Here is a 16910-nt window from a genome sequence, read left to right as displayed (position 1 = left end):
TGAAATAACAGATTATGAGTTCACTGTTCTTTTATTAAGAATCTCATTTAGCTTCTCGATTAAAGCAGTGTTTTCTTTCTCTGATAAAGCGGCAAAACCCAAGCGAATACAACGATTAGAAGACTCGTTTTGTTTAAACTTATGCTCTGTATCAATGTTAAGATCTTTTAACTGTATAAGCTGATCTTGAGTAAATGGTTTCTGGAATTTCGCCCATAAGGCCATTCCGCCCGCAGGTGGTTGTATCTGAACAGTCTCAGCAAAAACTCGTTGAAACTCAGCTAAGGCATGGTCACGGCGTAGTTGATATATTTTTTTCATTTTACGGATATGCCGTTTGATCTCCCCTCGATGCATTAAATCTGCTAAGGCAAGTTCAGTAATACTATTACCTTGACGATCAATCAGTAAAATATCTTCAGTAATGGATTGAATAACTGGTGAAGATGCCACGATGTAACCCAAACGAATACCCGGTGCAAAAACTTTAGACAATGAACCCACATGAATGACTAATTCAGAATGAGGCAAACTCGCTAAGGGCGGCATAGGTCGGCTGTCATAATGGAATTCATGGTCATAGTCATCTTCAATAATATAAAAACCCCATTTTTTTGAAAGCTCTAAGAGTTGAAGACGGCGATTCATTGGCATCGTGACAGTTGTAGGATATTGATGATGCGGAGTTGTATAAATGGCAGCAACCGAGTGTTCTTTTAAAATTCGTTCTAGATCTTCAATAATAATACCCTGTTCATCTAGTTTGACAGAAACGACCTGAAAACCATTTGATTGGAATGCTTTAACAGCAGATGGGTAGTAAAGCTCTTCAACGACAATAACACCCTGCCGATTAGGTAATGCCCGAGAGGCAAGAAAAATTCCCATCTGGCTACCACGTACAATACAAATCTCATCTGCGGCAACATTCATAAAGCGTTCCATCGAGAGCATTTGTTGTAAGGCTTGTCTTAGCTCGATCATTCCCCGCGGGTCGCCATAGCCCATGTACTGGTTTTGCGTAATTTTAATCAGTGCATGCCGATAGGCGCGTGAAAATAGTTCGTAGGGAATAAGTCGTGGATCTGGCACACCATCGTTATGTGGATAGACAGCAGTGCTTTGAATTAGAGATTTCTCTTGTTCTATTTGCTCAAAGGCTGGCTCTATCTCAATTGAACTTTCAGGCAAAATATCTGCCACAAATGTGCCTTTTCGGGGACGAGTCACCAACCATCCTTGTGCTTCTAGTTCTTCATAAACTGCCTGCACGGTTTTCCGATTAATTCCTAGTTCTTTTGACAAGCTACGAGACCCCGGCAACATAGTCCCCTGCCCTAAACGGCCACTTAAAATTTCCTGACTAATCAAGTTAGTAAGCTTTAAAAAAACTGTTTTCTCTTCTCTTTCATCGATACGAAAATGTACTTGCCAAGGTCTTAGCATATTCGCCCCATCTGGACCATATAACTTATTAAAACTGGATGTATTGATTCATCCAGTTGTTTTCTATTCTGCCTTCACCTACTTAATTTGGTCAACTTGGACTGGAGAAGAGATGAAGACTGCTTCTGTAAATAAACAAGACCTGATGCAACACGCACAGCAAGACATGCAAAAGTGGATTAGCGACTCAGATTTAACTGACCGCCAAAAGCTTGCACTCACTTGTCGTATTTTATTTGACCATGGCCATGATGCTGGTTTGGCAGGTCAAATTACATGCCGTAGTGAAAATAAAGAAACCTTTATTACCCAACGTTTCGGTTTAGGTTTTGATGAAATTACTGCTTCAAACTTACTTGAAGTGAACCAAGATTTAGAACCCATCCATCAAGAAGGAATGGCAAACCCAGCCAACCGTTTTCACACATGGATTTATAAAGAACACCCAGAGGTGAACTGCATTATCCATACACATCCTACGCATGTCGCGGCTCTTTCCATGCTTCAAATTCCGCTCATGATTTCTCAAATGGATGTCTGTGCACTTTACGAAGATTGCTCATTTGTAGGCCACTGGCCGGGTGTTCCTGTGGGCAATGAAGAAGGTATTTTGATTTCCTCTGCTCTTGGTAAAAACCGCGCTGTTTTGTTGTCTCACCACGGTCAACTGGTTACAGGAAAAAACATTGAAGAAGCATGTAACTTGGCTCTTTTAATTGAACGCGCAGCTCAACTGCAACTACTAGCCATGTCTGCTGGGCAAATTCAGCCGATCCCACACGATTTAGCCACAGAAGCACATAACTGGGTATCGACCGATAAACGTAACAAAGTGAACTTTGCTTACTACGCACGTAAAGCTTTGAAAAAACATTCTGACTGTATTTAAAAAGAGATTTCGACCATGAAACTACACGGCATTATTGGCTACCCTGTTACGCCATTTTCTGATGACAACACCATTAACATTCCTGTTTTAAAACAAATGCTCGATTTGCTTATTGAAAATGGCTGCGATGCGATTGCACCTTTAGGCAGTACAGGTGAAAGCGCTTATCTTGAATGGGATGAGTGGTGTTTAGTCGCTAAAACTTCAATTGAAAGCATTAATAAACGCTTACCTGTCATTATAGGGATTTCAGAACTCACCACTGAGCAAGCCATCAAAAAGGCGCAAATCGCGCAAAGCTATGGTGCAGATGCACTTATGGTGATTCCTGTATCGTACTGGAAACTAACTGATCAAGAGATTTTTGAATATTACCAAGCGATTGCTCAAGCGACCACACTACCAATTATGATTTACAACAACCCAGCAACCAGTGGTGTTGATATGTCTCCAGAGTTAATTGTGCGTATGTTTAATAACATTGCAAATATTACGATGGTGAAAGAAAGTAGCGGTGATATTCAGCGCATGCATAAAATTCAGGAACTCTCAAAAGGTGAACTTCCATTTTATAACGGTTGCAACCCTCTAGCGTTAGAAGCCTTATGTGCAGGAGCAAGCGGTTGGTGTACAGCAGCACCAAACTTGTTAGGTCAGCAACCTACGCAACTTATTCAGCATGTCAAAAATGGTGATTTAAGTCAGGCCCAGAAGTCATTTTACCAACAACTTCCTTTACTCCGCTTTATTGTAAATGGTGGTTTACCCAAAACGATTAAAGCAGGCTTAGAACTAAAAGGTGTCTCTGCAGGCTCACCACGAAAACCTTTATCGAAGGCCACAAATACTGAGCTTAACCATTTAAAACAACTACTTTCTGAAATAGAAAACTAATAAAAAAGCGGGTAAATAACCCGCTTTTTTACAGCATAAACTTAGAAAGTTTTAGTTAAACTAAATACTAACCCAGCGTCGTAAAGTTTTTTCTGAGCATCAGTCATACCAGAAGTACTGACATCTGTACCCACTACATCTAACTCAGCCAAAACACCTAAAATATTACGGTTGATACCAACTTTGTAATCGATATAGCTGTCGTCTGTTCCAGGACCACCAGCCACTACAGCTAAAGCTTCTTTATTTTTAAATTTGTTATAGCCAACTGATGCAAGTCCAGTAAATCCAGTGTTTGCAATTGGTGCAGAATAACCAACGTTAAAATACCAGAACTGTTTAGAGTTCGCCCAATAGTCATTTGAATAGTTGACGCCCACACTGAGTGCATCACCTTTAAGTAAAGAATCAGCAAACGTTAATTTACCGTAAACTTCATTAAAATCTAATCCATTTTTGCCATCGTAACCGACACCATTACGGTCAAAACTATGACCCGAACCAATGTAACCATAATGAATTACACCAACATCATAAGTAGGTGCAAGCTTATCGGATAACTTTAAAGTATTGGTATAACCCAAAGCCACATCTGTTTCAGTTGAGTTACCTGTTACGCCAAAATCAACACTTGAGCCCCAAAGCGATAAATAAGCCCCTGATTTATGAGAAAAAGTGAAACCACCTTGAATGGCAGGGTTATTTGAGGATTGGGTAACACCACGGAAGCGATAGTCTGTGGTCGCTGCTACACTTCCAGTTGTCGTGATGCCGTAAAAAGATGACGGAGCATTTTCAGCCATAACCATGGTTGAACCTGCCGTGAGTACGCCGAATGCTACTGCTTTAAGTGCAAATTTCATCATTTTGATCTCCCCCACAATGAACGCACGATTTAATTGAATTAAACAAATTTTGTTACTTAAGCTTTAGCAATTGCTGTGCCAAGTCCATATTTGATATCGCTGCGCTGCATCAGTTTTGAAATCAAATTCTTTTTAAAATGAAAATGTCGCCTAACGCACATAGAAATATATTTATAAAAAACAATAAAATAAAATAAAATTATTACAAAGCTAAAAATGCTCAACATAGAAAAACCCCTTATCGGAAATTATTACCGAGGTTGGAAGTATTCATTTGATGTGCGTAAATTTTCTATTTAGATTTAAAGACTAGATATAAAAAGTATGTAAATTATTGGGGGCGATCCTAGTAATGTTCTGTGAGGGAGCATATCTGGTTAATTCATCTCTTTATTTATTTGTGAGTTAAAGTCAATGAACTATTTTGGGTCTTTTTCAACCAACAATATAAACAAAAAGGATGCTGCACAAAACTTACGCAAAATATTGCACTCATTTTGATCAGCTCAACTAAATCATTATTGGCTTTTTATAACAACCTATTCTTAATATATTGCACTTTTAAAACAACGTTACATTGTAACACTTCGGATAGTGTTTAAAATGAATCGTCGAAAAAACCAACTTAAAGCAAGGTTAAAAAGTAAACACATCCAGCAAAAAAGAGCAAAAAACGAACACAAGAATCAACTATTTTTTAAAGTTTGAATATAAAATAAATGGTAAAAATCAACTAAAAAATAAATTACTTTTTTTATTTTAAACAATACATTAAGTATAAAACACTATTAGTAAATTTACTAAACATCCAGTACCACATTAATCAATTTCTGCATAGCATATATAAAATAAAATCAACAAAAATATATCTTTTTTATAGATTACTTATACAATTGATGGAAATCCTAGGCCCTGAATTATAACAAGGCACAGGATTTATCGTTTTTATGAGGTTCTTTAAATATGCTAAATGCACAAAAACTTACATTAGCAGTTCTCATTTCTGCGGCAATAATTTCCTCAGCTCAGGCAAGCGAGCAAAGTGAGGCAAAAGGATTTGTTGAAGATGCGAACGGTTCTATTCTCTTCCGTACAGGTTATCTAACTCGCGACAAGAAACAAGGCGCGAAAGATACTAGCTCATTTGCTCAATCGGCAATTGTAAATCTTGAATCTGGCTTTACCCCTGGTATTGTTGGTTTCGGTGTAGGTGTTGTTGGTGACGGCTCATTTAAAATCGGTGAAAATAAAAATGCCGGTAACCAAATGATTCCTAAAAACAATGATGGTTCAGCTTATGACCATTGGGGTCGTGGTGGCGGTAGTGTTAAAGCTCGTTTCTCAAATACGACTGTACGCTACGGTACTCAAGTGCTTGATTTACCAGTTTTAGCAAGTAACACCGGCCGTATGGTTCCTGAATATTTTACAGGTACTTTATTAACAAGCCATGAAATCAAGAATCTTGAGTTAGTTGCTGGTAAATTCACAAAAGACCAAATGTCTAACCAAATTAATACCGATGCTGATGTAAACGGCAATGGGCTTGATCGTGCAATCGTTTGGGGCGGTAAATATAAGTTCAATGATAACTTAAATGCCTCTTACTATGGTTTAGATAGCAAAAATAAACTTGAACGTCATTATGCTAATGTGAACTTTAAACAGCCTTTAACAAATGACAGTTCATTAACTTATGACTTTAGTGGTTATCACACTAAGTTTGATAAAGATGCTATTACTTACTCAGCAACTGGCTTTGTAGCACCAGATTATGCTGATAATGGTAAAGCAGGCGAAGAAAAGACCAACAACATTTGGGCAATTTCAGGAACTTATGCTACTGGTCCACACAGTGTGATGCTTGCTTACCAACAAAACACTGGTAATGTTGGTTATGACTATGGTCAAAACGCTGACGGTTTCCAAAGTATTTATTTACCAAACTCTTATATGTCTGATTTCATTGGTAACCACGAGAAATCTGCACAAATTCAATACAACGTTGATTTCGGTAAATTAGGCGTATTACCTGGTTTGAACTGGACAACTGCATTTGTATACGGTTGGGACATCAAAGTTCGTGATGTAACTGACAATGCTCAAGAGCGCGAATTCTTCAACCAAGTAAAATACACAGTTCAAAGTGGTTTTGCTAAAGATGCAAGTCTTCGTGTCCGTAACTCTTATTACCGTGCAAGTGATTCTTACCAAGGTGCGTACATCGGTGATACAAACGAATGGCGTATCTTCCTTGATATTCCTGTGAAATTATTCTAATTCATAGATCTATCAAGCATAAAAAAACCTACCTCTGGTAACACAGGTAGGTTTTTTATTGAGCCTAGAATATCAATTGAGACACTCTAGGCTCATAAAATCAGAGCTTATTTAGCAGCTTCGATTGCTTTCAATACTTCAGCTTTAGCAACGTCAGCACCTTCCCAACCGCTGATTTTTACCCATTTGCCTGGTTCTAAATCTTTATAGTGGCTGAAGAAATGCTCAACTTGGCTAATCAACAACGGAGGAAGGTCTGTATATTCCTTCACGTCTTTATAGAGTGGAGATAATTTCTCGTGTGGAACTGCGATTAATTTCGCATCGATACCACCGTCATCTTCCATGTTTAATTTACCAACTGGACGGCAACGAATTACAGAACCAGCAGCAACAGGATGTGGAGTTACAACAAGTACGTCTAATGGGTCACCATCTTCAGACAAAGTATTTGGTACATAACCATAGTTTGCTGGATAGAACATTGCTGTGCCCATGAAACGGTCTACAAACAATGCATCAGAATCTTTGTCAATTTCATATTTAATTGGCGCTGCATTTGCAGGAATTTCAATGATGACATAGATGTCATTTGGTGCATCTTTACCTGCTGGGATATTGCTGTAACTCATATCAATACTCTTTCGTTATGAAGTCAGATGTAAAATCCACTCGATTATAACGTGGATATCATCAAAATGATGCCGATTATACAATGCGCACACGCGAAAGTTGATATGAATGGTGACAGAATGACACTCAAGTCAGCTTAATTGTCACGATCAACAAAAATATTGGACATAATAATGATAAAAACCAGACAATCGAACGTAAAGTTGCCCAATTACATAAATAACAGATGCCATAAATGATACGTAAAATAATATATGCCCAACCCAATCTCAAAATAAAGTATTCAGGCACCACCATATACTCAGCCATCAAAATAGCTGTTAAAAATAAAGGTAAACTTTCAAAACTGTTTTGTTGTACTGCATTTGCCCGAGCAGCGATACCCTTTGTATTAGCAAGAAAATCTCTTGGGTTCTGATTATCAACGGGTTGAAAACCGCCTTTAAATTTTGCAATTACGGTAAATGCGTATGGCAGCAAACATGCCACTAAAATAATATAGATAATGCTGCTGATGCCGTGCATAGTGCCATCCATCACTGAAAATACTGTTGATCATGCTATCATAACTGATCGTTTTTACCTGAAATTTTATGCAATCGCATGTCATCATTGATTTATAGGGCTATGTATGCAACAACCTGATCAAAAAGAATTGTTTGATGTCTTAGAAAAGCAAAAGAAGAATCAGCTTCAGGTAGACCTCATATTTAAAATTGTATTACCTATCGTCGCTTTTTTACTGAGTGTAATTTGTGCAAATTTAAATTGGCAATCGACACTGGGTACCTTTGTCATTTTGACAATCACTTTTATTGCAGTGGGTGTCAAAAGACTTCCTTTATGGCATTGGCTCATTGTAATTACCGTGTATTGTCTGATAGATAATTACCTTAGTTATGGCCAACTTGACTTGTCTCACTTACGCCTACAACTCGGCACAATGATTATTTTCGTTGGTATGGTTGGAATCGGCCGTCCTTATGTAGATCGCTGGTTTATGAAAAGCCAATAAATAAAAAAGCGCCCTACGGCGCTTTTTTTAATCACTAACGATTAAGCAGGTTTACGTAGATCTTTACGTAAAATTTTACCTACATTTGATTTTGGTAATTCATCCATAAACTCAACATAACGAGGGCGTTTATAGCCTGTTAAGTTTTCTTTAGCAAAGTTCAAAATTTCTTCAGTTGTTAAACTTGGATCTTTTTTCACAATAAAGAGTTTTGGCACTTCACCTGATTTCTCATCTGGAACACCAATTGCGGCAACTTCCAATACTTTTGGATGTTTGGCAATAACTTCTTCAATTTCACTCGGATAAACGTTGAAGCCAGAAACCAAAATCATATCTTTTTTACGGTCTACAATTTTTGTATATCCGCGGCTGTCCATAATACCGATATCACCAGTACGGAAGAAGCCGTCGGCTGTCATCACTTTAGCGGTCTCATCCGGACGGTTCCAATATCCTTTCATGACCTGAGGACCACGGATTGAGATTTCGCCTTGTTCACCTAAAGGTACTTCTTTTCCATCATCATCCAAAATTGCAACATCGGTTAAAGGTAATGGAATACCAATCGTACCGCTAAATTCAGTCGATGTCGGTGGATTCGCAGTTGCAACTGGCGAAGTTTCTGATAAACCATAACCTTCGATAATGGTTGTACCCGTAATTTTCTTCCAAGCTTCTGCTGTAGAAGGTAAAACTGCCATACCACCGCCCATCGCCATTTTTAAATTACTATGGTCGAGTTGCTTAAACTCTTCATTATTTACTAAAGCATTAAATAATGTATTTACTGCTGGGAAAAATGATGGTTGATATTTGCGCAACTCATTAATTACGGCAGGTAAATCACGAGGGTTTGGAATTAAGATATTTGCCTGTCCTTTGTACATACCGTACATCGCACAAACCATGAATGCAAAAATATGGTAAAGCGGTAATGCACAAACAATACGGTCACCTTTCGCCCCATCATTTGCACCAAATTTACTTTGGAAAATACCATCACACTGTAAAAGGTTAGCAACCAAATTACGGTGAGTCAGCTCAGCACCCTTTGAAACGCCCGTTGTACCACCCGTATATTGAAGCACAGCTGTGTCGCTTAAAGTTAAATTCGGACGTTTGTAATTGCTTGGATTTTCTTTATTTAATGCGCTATTAAATTTAACATGGCCCGGAATGTTCCAAGCTGGAATTTGTTTGCGCACTTTACGCAAAACAAAATTGACTAAAGTCCCCTTAAGTGTACCTAACATGTCTCCAACAGAAGCAACCACAACATGCTTGACTGGAGTTTTACCTAAAATACTTTGGTAAACGCTTGCAAAGTTCTCGATAATGACAAGAACTTCAGCACCTGAGTCATTTAACTGATGCTCAAGCTCACGTGCAGTATATAGCGGGTTAACATTCACTAAAATTAAACCAGCACGGAAAACCGCCAAAGCCACTACAGGATACTGCAATACGTTTGGCATCATCACTGCCACGCGAGTTCCTTTTGCTAACCCCAAATTTTGCAAATAGGTCGCGAATTTACGGCTTGCAAGCTCCAACTCGTTAAATGACATGGCTTTATCCATAAAGATAAAGGCATCACGAGAACCAAATTTCTGGAAATTACGCTCAAAAATATCAACAATTGAGGTATTTTCTGCAGGCAATGCTACTGTTTCTGGTATCCCTGTCTTTTGGTATTCTGCAAACCAAATCTTTTCCATAATGCCATTATCTCCGATTCGTAATCCTTAGTAATAACTGTTATTCAATGCCCCAGCTATTCTTTAGCTTCTTGGTGCCAGAACATATTTAAAACTTATTGGCACATTCATGACACTTTCGAACAAGATTATGAGACAGAAGTTTTGACAATTTGTCCCTGTCAAATTTTTTGCATGGAGTACAAATTACGTACTCCAAATTGCTGCCCTTTTAATCATTATTCAATACCAACAAGTTCAGTTCATTGCTTGAACTTGTTGCCATATATAGCGTATTTATGTTGCCAGACGCTAGCTTTATCTCTGAATCAACAGTTTATTTGCTTTTTGATATCCACGTGGTAAGAGCTGACCTTTCGAAGCACGTTTACCCATGTATTTTTGCAGATCATCACCTTTTAATTTCAGATGTTGTTGACCTGCAACCACCTGAATTATTTCATCTAGGTTCAAGGTTGTCATGGATAAAATCTGCTCTTTAGCTTCAAGTTGTATCAACTTATTACCTTTACCTTTATTTAAATTTGGTAATTCTGCCAAATCTAAAATTAACAAACGCCCTGCTGAGCTAAGCACAGCCAAATGTGTCATGTTTTGTGCAGAGATAAGCGGTAAAGCTTTTGCCTTATCAGGCACTGTTAAGAATGTCTTACCAGCTTTGGCATTTGTATCTAGCTGTTTAACTTGAGTTTTAAAACCATAACCCGCTGAACTTGCAGCAATTAGTTCAGATTCATCATCATCTAAATAAGCCTGAATAAACGCTACCCCACTTGCTGGAGATAGTTTCGAACTTAATGGATCACCTAAGCCTCTGGCTGAAGGTAAGCTACTAATTGGTAAGGCATAACTACGCCCTGTTTCATCAAGGAAGTAAACTCTTTGATTGGTTTTACCTACTGCATGGCTTAAATATTGATCCCCTACACGGTAGTTTAGGTTTTCAGCATCAACATCTGCTCCTTTTGCTGCACGAACCCAACCCGCTTCTGATAAAACGACTGTTACCGCTTCAGCTGGCATTAAATCTTGTTCTTTAATTTGAACAGCTTCGGCACGTGCAACAATTGGAGAACGACGTTCGTCACCAAACTTTTTCGCGTCTTCTTTTAGTTCGCCAATAATCAGATTTTTCAAAGACTCAGGATTTTCCAATTGTTCACGAATAATCGCAGCTTTTGCAGCGAGCTCATCTTGTTCGTGACGGATTTCCATCTCTTCAAGCTTTGCCAAATGGCGTAATTTCAGCTCTAAAATCGCTTCTGCTTGTATTTCATCAATATTGAAATGTTCCATCAATACTGGCTTAGGCTGATCTTCTTCACGAATAATACGAATCACTGTATCAATATCAAGATAAGCAATTAACAAACCCGCCAAAATATGCAGGCGCTTTTCAATACGATTTAAATGATATTGCAAACGACGAGTTACCGTTTTTTTACGGATTTCGATCCATTCAAGCAAGATACGGCGAATCGATTTAACTTGAGGACGACCATCTTCACCAATCATGTTCAAATTGACACGATAGCTTGACTCTAAATCGGTGGTCGCAAATAAATGGCTCATCACTGCTTCTGCATCAATACGGTTAGAACGCAGCACAATCACCAGTCGTGTTGGGTTTTCATGATCAGACTCATCACGTATGTCCACCACCAATGGTAGCTTTTTAGCCTGCATCTGATCGGCAATTTGAGTAATCACTTTAGAGCCAGATACTTGATATGGTAACTCGGTAATCACTATTTCATGCTTTTCAACGGTATAAACCGCACGCATGCGATAACTACCACGACCAGTTGTCTGGATTTTAAGCAACTCTTCTGGCGGAGTAATAATTTCAGCTTTGGTTGGTAAGTCTGGAGCTGGAATATATTCAGCTAATTTTTCATCTGAAGTTTGTGGGTTACGAATTAAGGCAATCGTTCCTTTAATCACTTCACGTAAATTATGCGGTGGAATATCGGTTGCCATACCTACAGCAATACCAGTTGTGCCATTGAGTAGAATATTAGGAATACGCGCTGGCAATGTAATCGGTTCTTTTAGTGAACCATCAAAGTTATCTTGCCATTCAGTTGTGCCCTGACCTAACTCATTTAACAACAACTCACTATAAGCCGAAAGTTTGGCTTCTGTATAACGCATTGCAGCAAATGACTTAGGATCATCTGGTGCTCCCCAGTTACCTTGACCTTCGATTAAGGGATAACGATAACTGAAAGGCTGAGCCATTAAGACCATGGCTTCATAACAAGCCGAGTCACCATGTGGATGGTATTTACCAAGTACATCACCCACAGTACGCGCTGATTTTTTAGGCTTACCACTATTTTTTAAGCCTAGTTCGCTCATCGCATAGACAATACGGCGCTGTACAGGCTTTAAGCCATCACTGATATGCGGCAATGCACGGTCCATAATGACGTACATGGCATAATTCAAGTAAGCCTGTTCAGTAAATTCGGCTACAGAGCGGTTTTCTGTCGCATGATGCGCAAGGCTGGTCATAGTCAGCTTATCTTCCAAATCAGTCGTTATTTTAAGTGTGTATTATGCTAAGTGGGCTATGTTACAGACACAAGAGGGGCTCTGTCACCTGAGCGTCAAATTATGTCTTATCTCTCAATATTTTTAGTTACTTGCTATAAAGTTAGGCAAAACTATAGCCCGATCGACTCTAGTCTTTTACCTTGAGTCTCTTCACCTAATATCAAAATAACCAATGCCACAGCAAGTAAAACAACAGTAAACATCATAAAAACGTGATTAAACCCGTTTTTAGCAACCATCATATGAGTCACGACGATTGGCGCGACAATGCCACCAATACGCCCCATTGCCGATGCCCAACCCGAACCAAAAGCACGAATATTGGCCGGATATTGTTCTGGCGTATAGGTATATAACACTCCCCATGCACCCAAATTAAAGAATGACATGAGACAACCCCAAAACATAATGCTATTTACGCTGTCGGCTTGTCCAAAGAAATATGCAGATAAGGCACAAAAACCGATAAATGCCGCGAGTGTAATTTTTCGACCTAAGCGTTCAACAAACCAAGCAGCAGCTAAGTAGCCCGGTAGCTGCGCCAAAATCATAAGCAATACATATTCAAATGATTTAACAACATCGTAGCCTTGTTTCACCAATAGACTTGGTAACCAAGTAAAGATCCCGTAATAGGAATACACAATTCCAAACCAGATCAGCCAGAGCATTAAACTTCTACGAGCAAATTGACCACTCCAGAGCTGTTTAAATGAAACTTTTTGTCGCATCGCCACAGGTACGACTTCAATATGGTGAACTATTTGCACACATGCTTTGGCTTCTAGTTTTTGTACCAGTGCATGCGCTTCTTCAATACATCCACGGTTAATCAGGTAAGGTATCGACTCAGGGACTTTTTTCCAAATCACTAAAATATAAAGAAGTGGTAGGCCACCCATAAGAAAGGCGATATGCCAGCCAAATTTAGGAATAATAAAATAAGAAATGAGCGCTGCAACCAGCCACCCTAGTCCCCAAAAACTTTCAAGCAGAACAATAAATCGGCCACGAACATGAGCAGGAACATACTCACTGACCAATGTGACTGCTACAGGTAACTGACCACCTAGTCCAAGACCAACAATAAACCGAAAAATTAATAACCACTTTAGATCGGGGGCAAAAGCACATAAAGCTGTAGCAATACTATAAATGGCCATCGTAATCGCAAATACCGTTTTACGGCCAAAACGATCTGCTAAGGCACCAGAACAAACTGCACCGATAGCCATGCCCACAAAGCCGATACTGACAATCCAACCGCTTTCAGCCGGTGTTAATGACCAGTCTTTAACAAGGGTTGTCATAATAAAAGCAATAATGCCGGTATCCATCGCATCAAACATCCATCCCAACCCTACTACCCATAAAAGCGTGTAGTGAAATTTGCCGATTGGGAGATTTTGTATACGTGAAACCAGATCCATAGGATTAACTCTACTGGAAAGATTAAGTGAGCAAGACCATATATAGAATTGTTATATCATGCCCACATCAAGTTCTGAATGATTAATGTTCGTCGGTAGAAGAAGCCGACTCTGCATCATCATCTTTATAAATAAATTTAGGCATTTCCAAACCAAAATAAATGGCAATCAAACGTAAGGTAAAGCCGAAAATTAGAGTCGAAATAACAGTTAACTCTAGACTTAATCCTATATCCTGACAGACCCAATAACAGATCACTGCCACAAAAGAAATACTCGCGTAGAGTTCACGGCGGAAAACAAATGGCACATCGTTACATAAAATATCACGTAAAATACCACCCGAAACCCCAGTCAAAACACCTGCTACGGCTGAAACGACAAAGCCATGCCCCATTTGTAAGGCAATCTGACAACCAATAATGGTAAAGCCAATCAAACCTAAAGCATCAAGTACCAAGAAAATGTTATGTAAATGGCGCATCCATTTAGCAATAATGATGGTAACAAAGGCAGCACAACACGTTAAAACTAAATATTCAGGATGCTTCACCCACGTTAAAGGATAGTGCCCAAGTAATACATCACGTACAGAACCACCACCCAAGGCCGTTACACAGGCAATCAGTACGACACCGAACCAGTCCATACTCCGTCGCCCAGCAGACAATGCTCCAGTCATGGCTTCGGCAGTAATCGCAATAATATAAATAACGGTGAGTAACATTGCCCTTTCCTTCAGGCCAAACGGTGGGCGTATTTTAAGATAAACTTATAGGAATTGTGCACAGCATTGTTTAAATTTTTTTCCTGAACCGCAGATACAAGCCTGTTTCATAGTGACTTGCATATCGACCGTTGGATCAAGGAAAAACCATTGCTGCTGGTGATACACAAAATGTGAAACTTCATGGTGGATTTGAGCACTTTTTCCATCATGATAATGAGCTTTGAACTCCACCTGTGCATGAGTCTTATCCAACTTTTCTTTGGCTTGGATAACTTCTAAACCCAACCATTGATTTTGTTTACTCCAATCTGCAATAGCTTCTTTATCAAGAGCAGATTGCTGTCCTAGTGCTGTGGTTTGAACAATATAATCAATTTGTTGTAATGCAAAAGCACTATAACGGGAACGCATAAGCTGCTCCGCTGTCAGGGCTTTTGCTGTGCCTAAATGTAAAGGCTCGCAACATTCTGCATAACTGCCTTTTCCACATGGACAAATTTGTTCTGTCATTAAGTTTCTCAGAAAAAAGATTTACCAAATTTTGGCTAGATGGACGGCGACATGGATGTCGCCTGTTGGTCAGGGGTTACAGGGATGTACCCTCTGACCAACAAAGATTTTTGTTACTTTTCATCTTTGAAAAGTAAGGAGGTTTGCCTAATCAAACTTAATCGAGTCTAAATCACCTTATGAGGCTGTATGGCAAAATAACTCTTTAATTGTATTAAAAATTAATCTTTTGATTCATCTTGTTCGATAGAAACAATATGAACTTTCTCGATTTTATGACCTTCCATAGTTACAACTTCAAAGCGATAACCATCCGCTTCTACAGTTTCACCATTTTCAGGTAAACGACCTAAATGGAATAACAAATAACCCGATAAAGTAGAATATTGTTCACTTTCATCTACCAAGTCACGACCAAGTAAAAGAGATACGTGGCGAATATCGGTTGAACCTTCAAGTATTAAAGAACCATCTTCTAAGCTTTCAGCTGCTGCATCTAGTTCGTCGTCATCAGGGAACTCACCTGCAATAGCTTCTAAAATATCAATTGGTGTCGCAATACCTTCGATTGAACCATATTCATTTAGAACAATGGCCATTTGTAAAGGAGCCTGACGTAATTGCTCCATCACCATAAGCACTTGAGCATTTTCATGCACAATAACTGGTTCACGTAAGTGCTTTTGGAAATCGACAACACCCGTTTCAATAAAGTTATTTAAAACTTTATGCGTAAGCGCGATACCTTCAATATTATCAAGTTCACCACGAGCAACAATTAAACGTGAATGTGTCATCGACATTAAACGTTCTTTCAAAACTTCCGGTTCGTCGTCTAAATCAATCCATTCAAGTTCAGGTCGTGGAGTCATCACCGACTTTACTGGACGTTCAGATAAGCCAAGTACACCTTGCACAAGTACACTATGGTAAACACCGTTTTCTTCATCGAAAACTTCGTCAGCAAAAGCTTGGGTTGCCAAAACATCTTCTTTATCCGCCGTTTGAGAGTCCGAAGTAGAACTACTGTTCTTACTTCCTAACATACGTAAAACGGCAGATGCTGTGCGATAACGTAAATCGGTGGTGGTCACTAACTTCTCTTGATTGTGACGCATGGTTTGGTTGATCATTTCGACTAAAATCGAGAAACCAATCGCAGCATATAAATAACCCTTCGGAATATGGAAACCAAAACCTTCCACCACCAAAGAGAAACCAATCATCATTAAGAAGCCAAGACACAGAATAACGACTGTTGGGTGCTTATTTACAAAGTCCATGAGTGGTCTCGAAGCCCACAACATGATACCCACAGCAATCACAACAGCAACCATCATCACTGACAGCTCTTTGACCATACCCACCGCAGTAATTACGCTGTCTAATGAGAATACGGCATCAAGCACAACAATCTGGACAATCACCATCCAGAACGCGGCATGGACAGGGTTATCTTCTTTATGAAGCTGTTTACCTTCCATTCGCTCATGCAATTCCATGGTGCCTTTAAATAACAAGAACACACCACCGAATAATAAAATCAAATCACGACCAGAGAATGGATGATCAAAAATATGGAAAAGCGGTTGGGTGAGTGTCACAACCCAAGCAATTGAAGCCAAGAGGACAAGACGCATTCCCAAAGCGAGTATTAAACCCACTATACGTGCCTTAGTACGTTGTTCTGGCGGTAACTTTTCAGCCAAAATAGCAATAAAGACGAGGTTATCGATCCCTAGTACGATTTCAAGAACAATTAATGTAGCTAAGCCTACCCAAGCAGACGGATCAGACATCCATTCAAAGATCATTGATCCTGCTCCTGTGCTGGGTAGATTTTATCTTTATTGGGCAACGCAACAGGCGTACCTAGACAAAGGGGGAATAATGTTTTTTTAGGACAAGAAATTAAAACGGAGCGACTACAACCACTA

Annotated in this window: 14 protein-coding genes; 4 read left to right on the top strand and 10 right to left on the bottom strand. The window is 39.2% G+C overall.

From position 1 onward, the window contains the following. Positions 1-12 precede the first annotated feature (12 nt). Entirely contained in the window at positions 13-1446 is a 1434-nt protein-coding gene (locus tag ACLCEG_RS18050) for a PLP-dependent aminotransferase family protein (RefSeq protein ID WP_410568648.1), read from the bottom strand. Positions 1447-1558: 112 nt separating this feature from the next. Between ACLCEG_RS18050 and ACLCEG_RS18045 the strand changes: the two genes are divergently transcribed. Both ACLCEG_RS18045 and ACLCEG_RS18040 read left to right on the top strand, forming a co-directional pair. Further along, positions 1559-2335 carry an aldolase gene (locus ACLCEG_RS18045; protein WP_086497468.1) on the top strand — a complete coding sequence of 259 codons (777 nt, stop codon included), beginning with the start codon at positions 1559-1561 and terminating at the stop codon, positions 2333-2335. A gap of 15 nt (positions 2336-2350) precedes the next feature. Further along, positions 2351-3229 (top strand): dihydrodipicolinate synthase family protein, encoded by an 879-nt coding sequence (locus ACLCEG_RS18040; RefSeq protein WP_410568646.1) that lies wholly within the window; start codon positions 2351-2353, stop codon positions 3227-3229. 41 nt (positions 3230-3270) lie between these two features. On the opposite strand, the gene ACLCEG_RS18035 is transcribed toward ACLCEG_RS18040, so the two are convergent. Next, entirely contained in the window at positions 3271-4095 is an 825-nt protein-coding gene (locus ACLCEG_RS18035) for a TorF family putative porin (RefSeq protein WP_004699283.1), read from the bottom strand. Positions 4096-5058: 963 nt separating this feature from the next. Here ACLCEG_RS18035 and ACLCEG_RS18030 point away from each other — a divergent pair. After that, positions 5059-6375 (top strand): OprD family outer membrane porin, encoded by a 1317-nt coding sequence (locus ACLCEG_RS18030; protein ID WP_410568644.1) that lies wholly within the window; start codon positions 5059-5061, stop codon positions 6373-6375. Positions 6376-6482: 107 nt separating this feature from the next. Here ACLCEG_RS18030 and ppa read toward each other — a convergent pair whose 3' ends face one another. After that, positions 6483-7007 (bottom strand): inorganic diphosphatase, encoded by a 525-nt coding sequence (gene ppa / locus ACLCEG_RS18025; protein ID WP_002121243.1) that lies wholly within the window; start codon positions 7005-7007, stop codon positions 6483-6485. Positions 7008-7134: 127 nt separating this feature from the next. Beyond that, on the bottom strand, positions 7135-7533 hold the full coding sequence (locus ACLCEG_RS18020) for an MAPEG family protein (protein ID WP_039254267.1): 399 nt from the start codon (positions 7531-7533) through the stop codon (positions 7135-7137). Between the two features lie 106 nt (positions 7534-7639). Between ACLCEG_RS18020 and ACLCEG_RS18015 the strand changes: the two genes are divergently transcribed. Further along, on the top strand, positions 7640-8023 hold the full coding sequence (locus ACLCEG_RS18015) for a hypothetical protein (RefSeq protein WP_410568642.1): 384 nt from the start codon (positions 7640-7642) through the stop codon (positions 8021-8023). Positions 8024-8064: 41 nt separating this feature from the next. On the opposite strand, the gene ACLCEG_RS18010 is transcribed toward ACLCEG_RS18015, so the two are convergent. The 6 genes from ACLCEG_RS18010 to ACLCEG_RS17985 form a co-directional block, all read right to left on the bottom strand. Next, positions 8065-9744, bottom strand: coding sequence for a long-chain-fatty-acid--CoA ligase (locus ACLCEG_RS18010; protein ID WP_004699291.1), 1680 nt, complete (start codon positions 9742-9744; stop codon positions 8065-8067). A gap of 297 nt (positions 9745-10041) precedes the next feature. Continuing rightward, a complete protein-coding gene (gene parC, locus ACLCEG_RS18005) occupies positions 10042-12261 on the bottom strand; it encodes a DNA topoisomerase IV subunit A (protein WP_086497144.1) in 2220 nt (739 codons plus the stop codon). A gap of 152 nt (positions 12262-12413) precedes the next feature. Then, positions 12414-13733 carry an MFS transporter gene (locus ACLCEG_RS18000; RefSeq protein ID WP_410568640.1) on the bottom strand — a complete coding sequence of 440 codons (1320 nt, stop codon included), beginning with the start codon at positions 13731-13733 and terminating at the stop codon, positions 12414-12416. Between the two features lie 82 nt (positions 13734-13815). Continuing rightward, positions 13816-14460, bottom strand: coding sequence for a trimeric intracellular cation channel family protein (locus ACLCEG_RS17995; protein WP_004699296.1), 645 nt, complete (start codon positions 14458-14460; stop codon positions 13816-13818). Between the two features lie 45 nt (positions 14461-14505). Next, entirely contained in the window at positions 14506-14973 is a 468-nt protein-coding gene (locus tag ACLCEG_RS17990) for a YchJ family protein (protein WP_151749977.1), read from the bottom strand. A gap of 221 nt (positions 14974-15194) precedes the next feature. Further along, on the bottom strand, positions 15195-16787 hold the full coding sequence (locus ACLCEG_RS17985; RefSeq protein ID WP_410568637.1) for a TerC family protein: 1593 nt from the start codon (positions 16785-16787) through the stop codon (positions 15195-15197). Positions 16788-16910 lie beyond the last annotated feature (123 nt).

It is taken from the genome of Acinetobacter sp. H1(2024) (assembly GCF_046557555.1).
GTDB classification, from domain to species: Bacteria; Pseudomonadota; Gammaproteobacteria; order Pseudomonadales; family Moraxellaceae; genus Acinetobacter; species Acinetobacter seifertii.
This window is presented reverse-complemented; position numbering and strand designations above follow the sequence as displayed.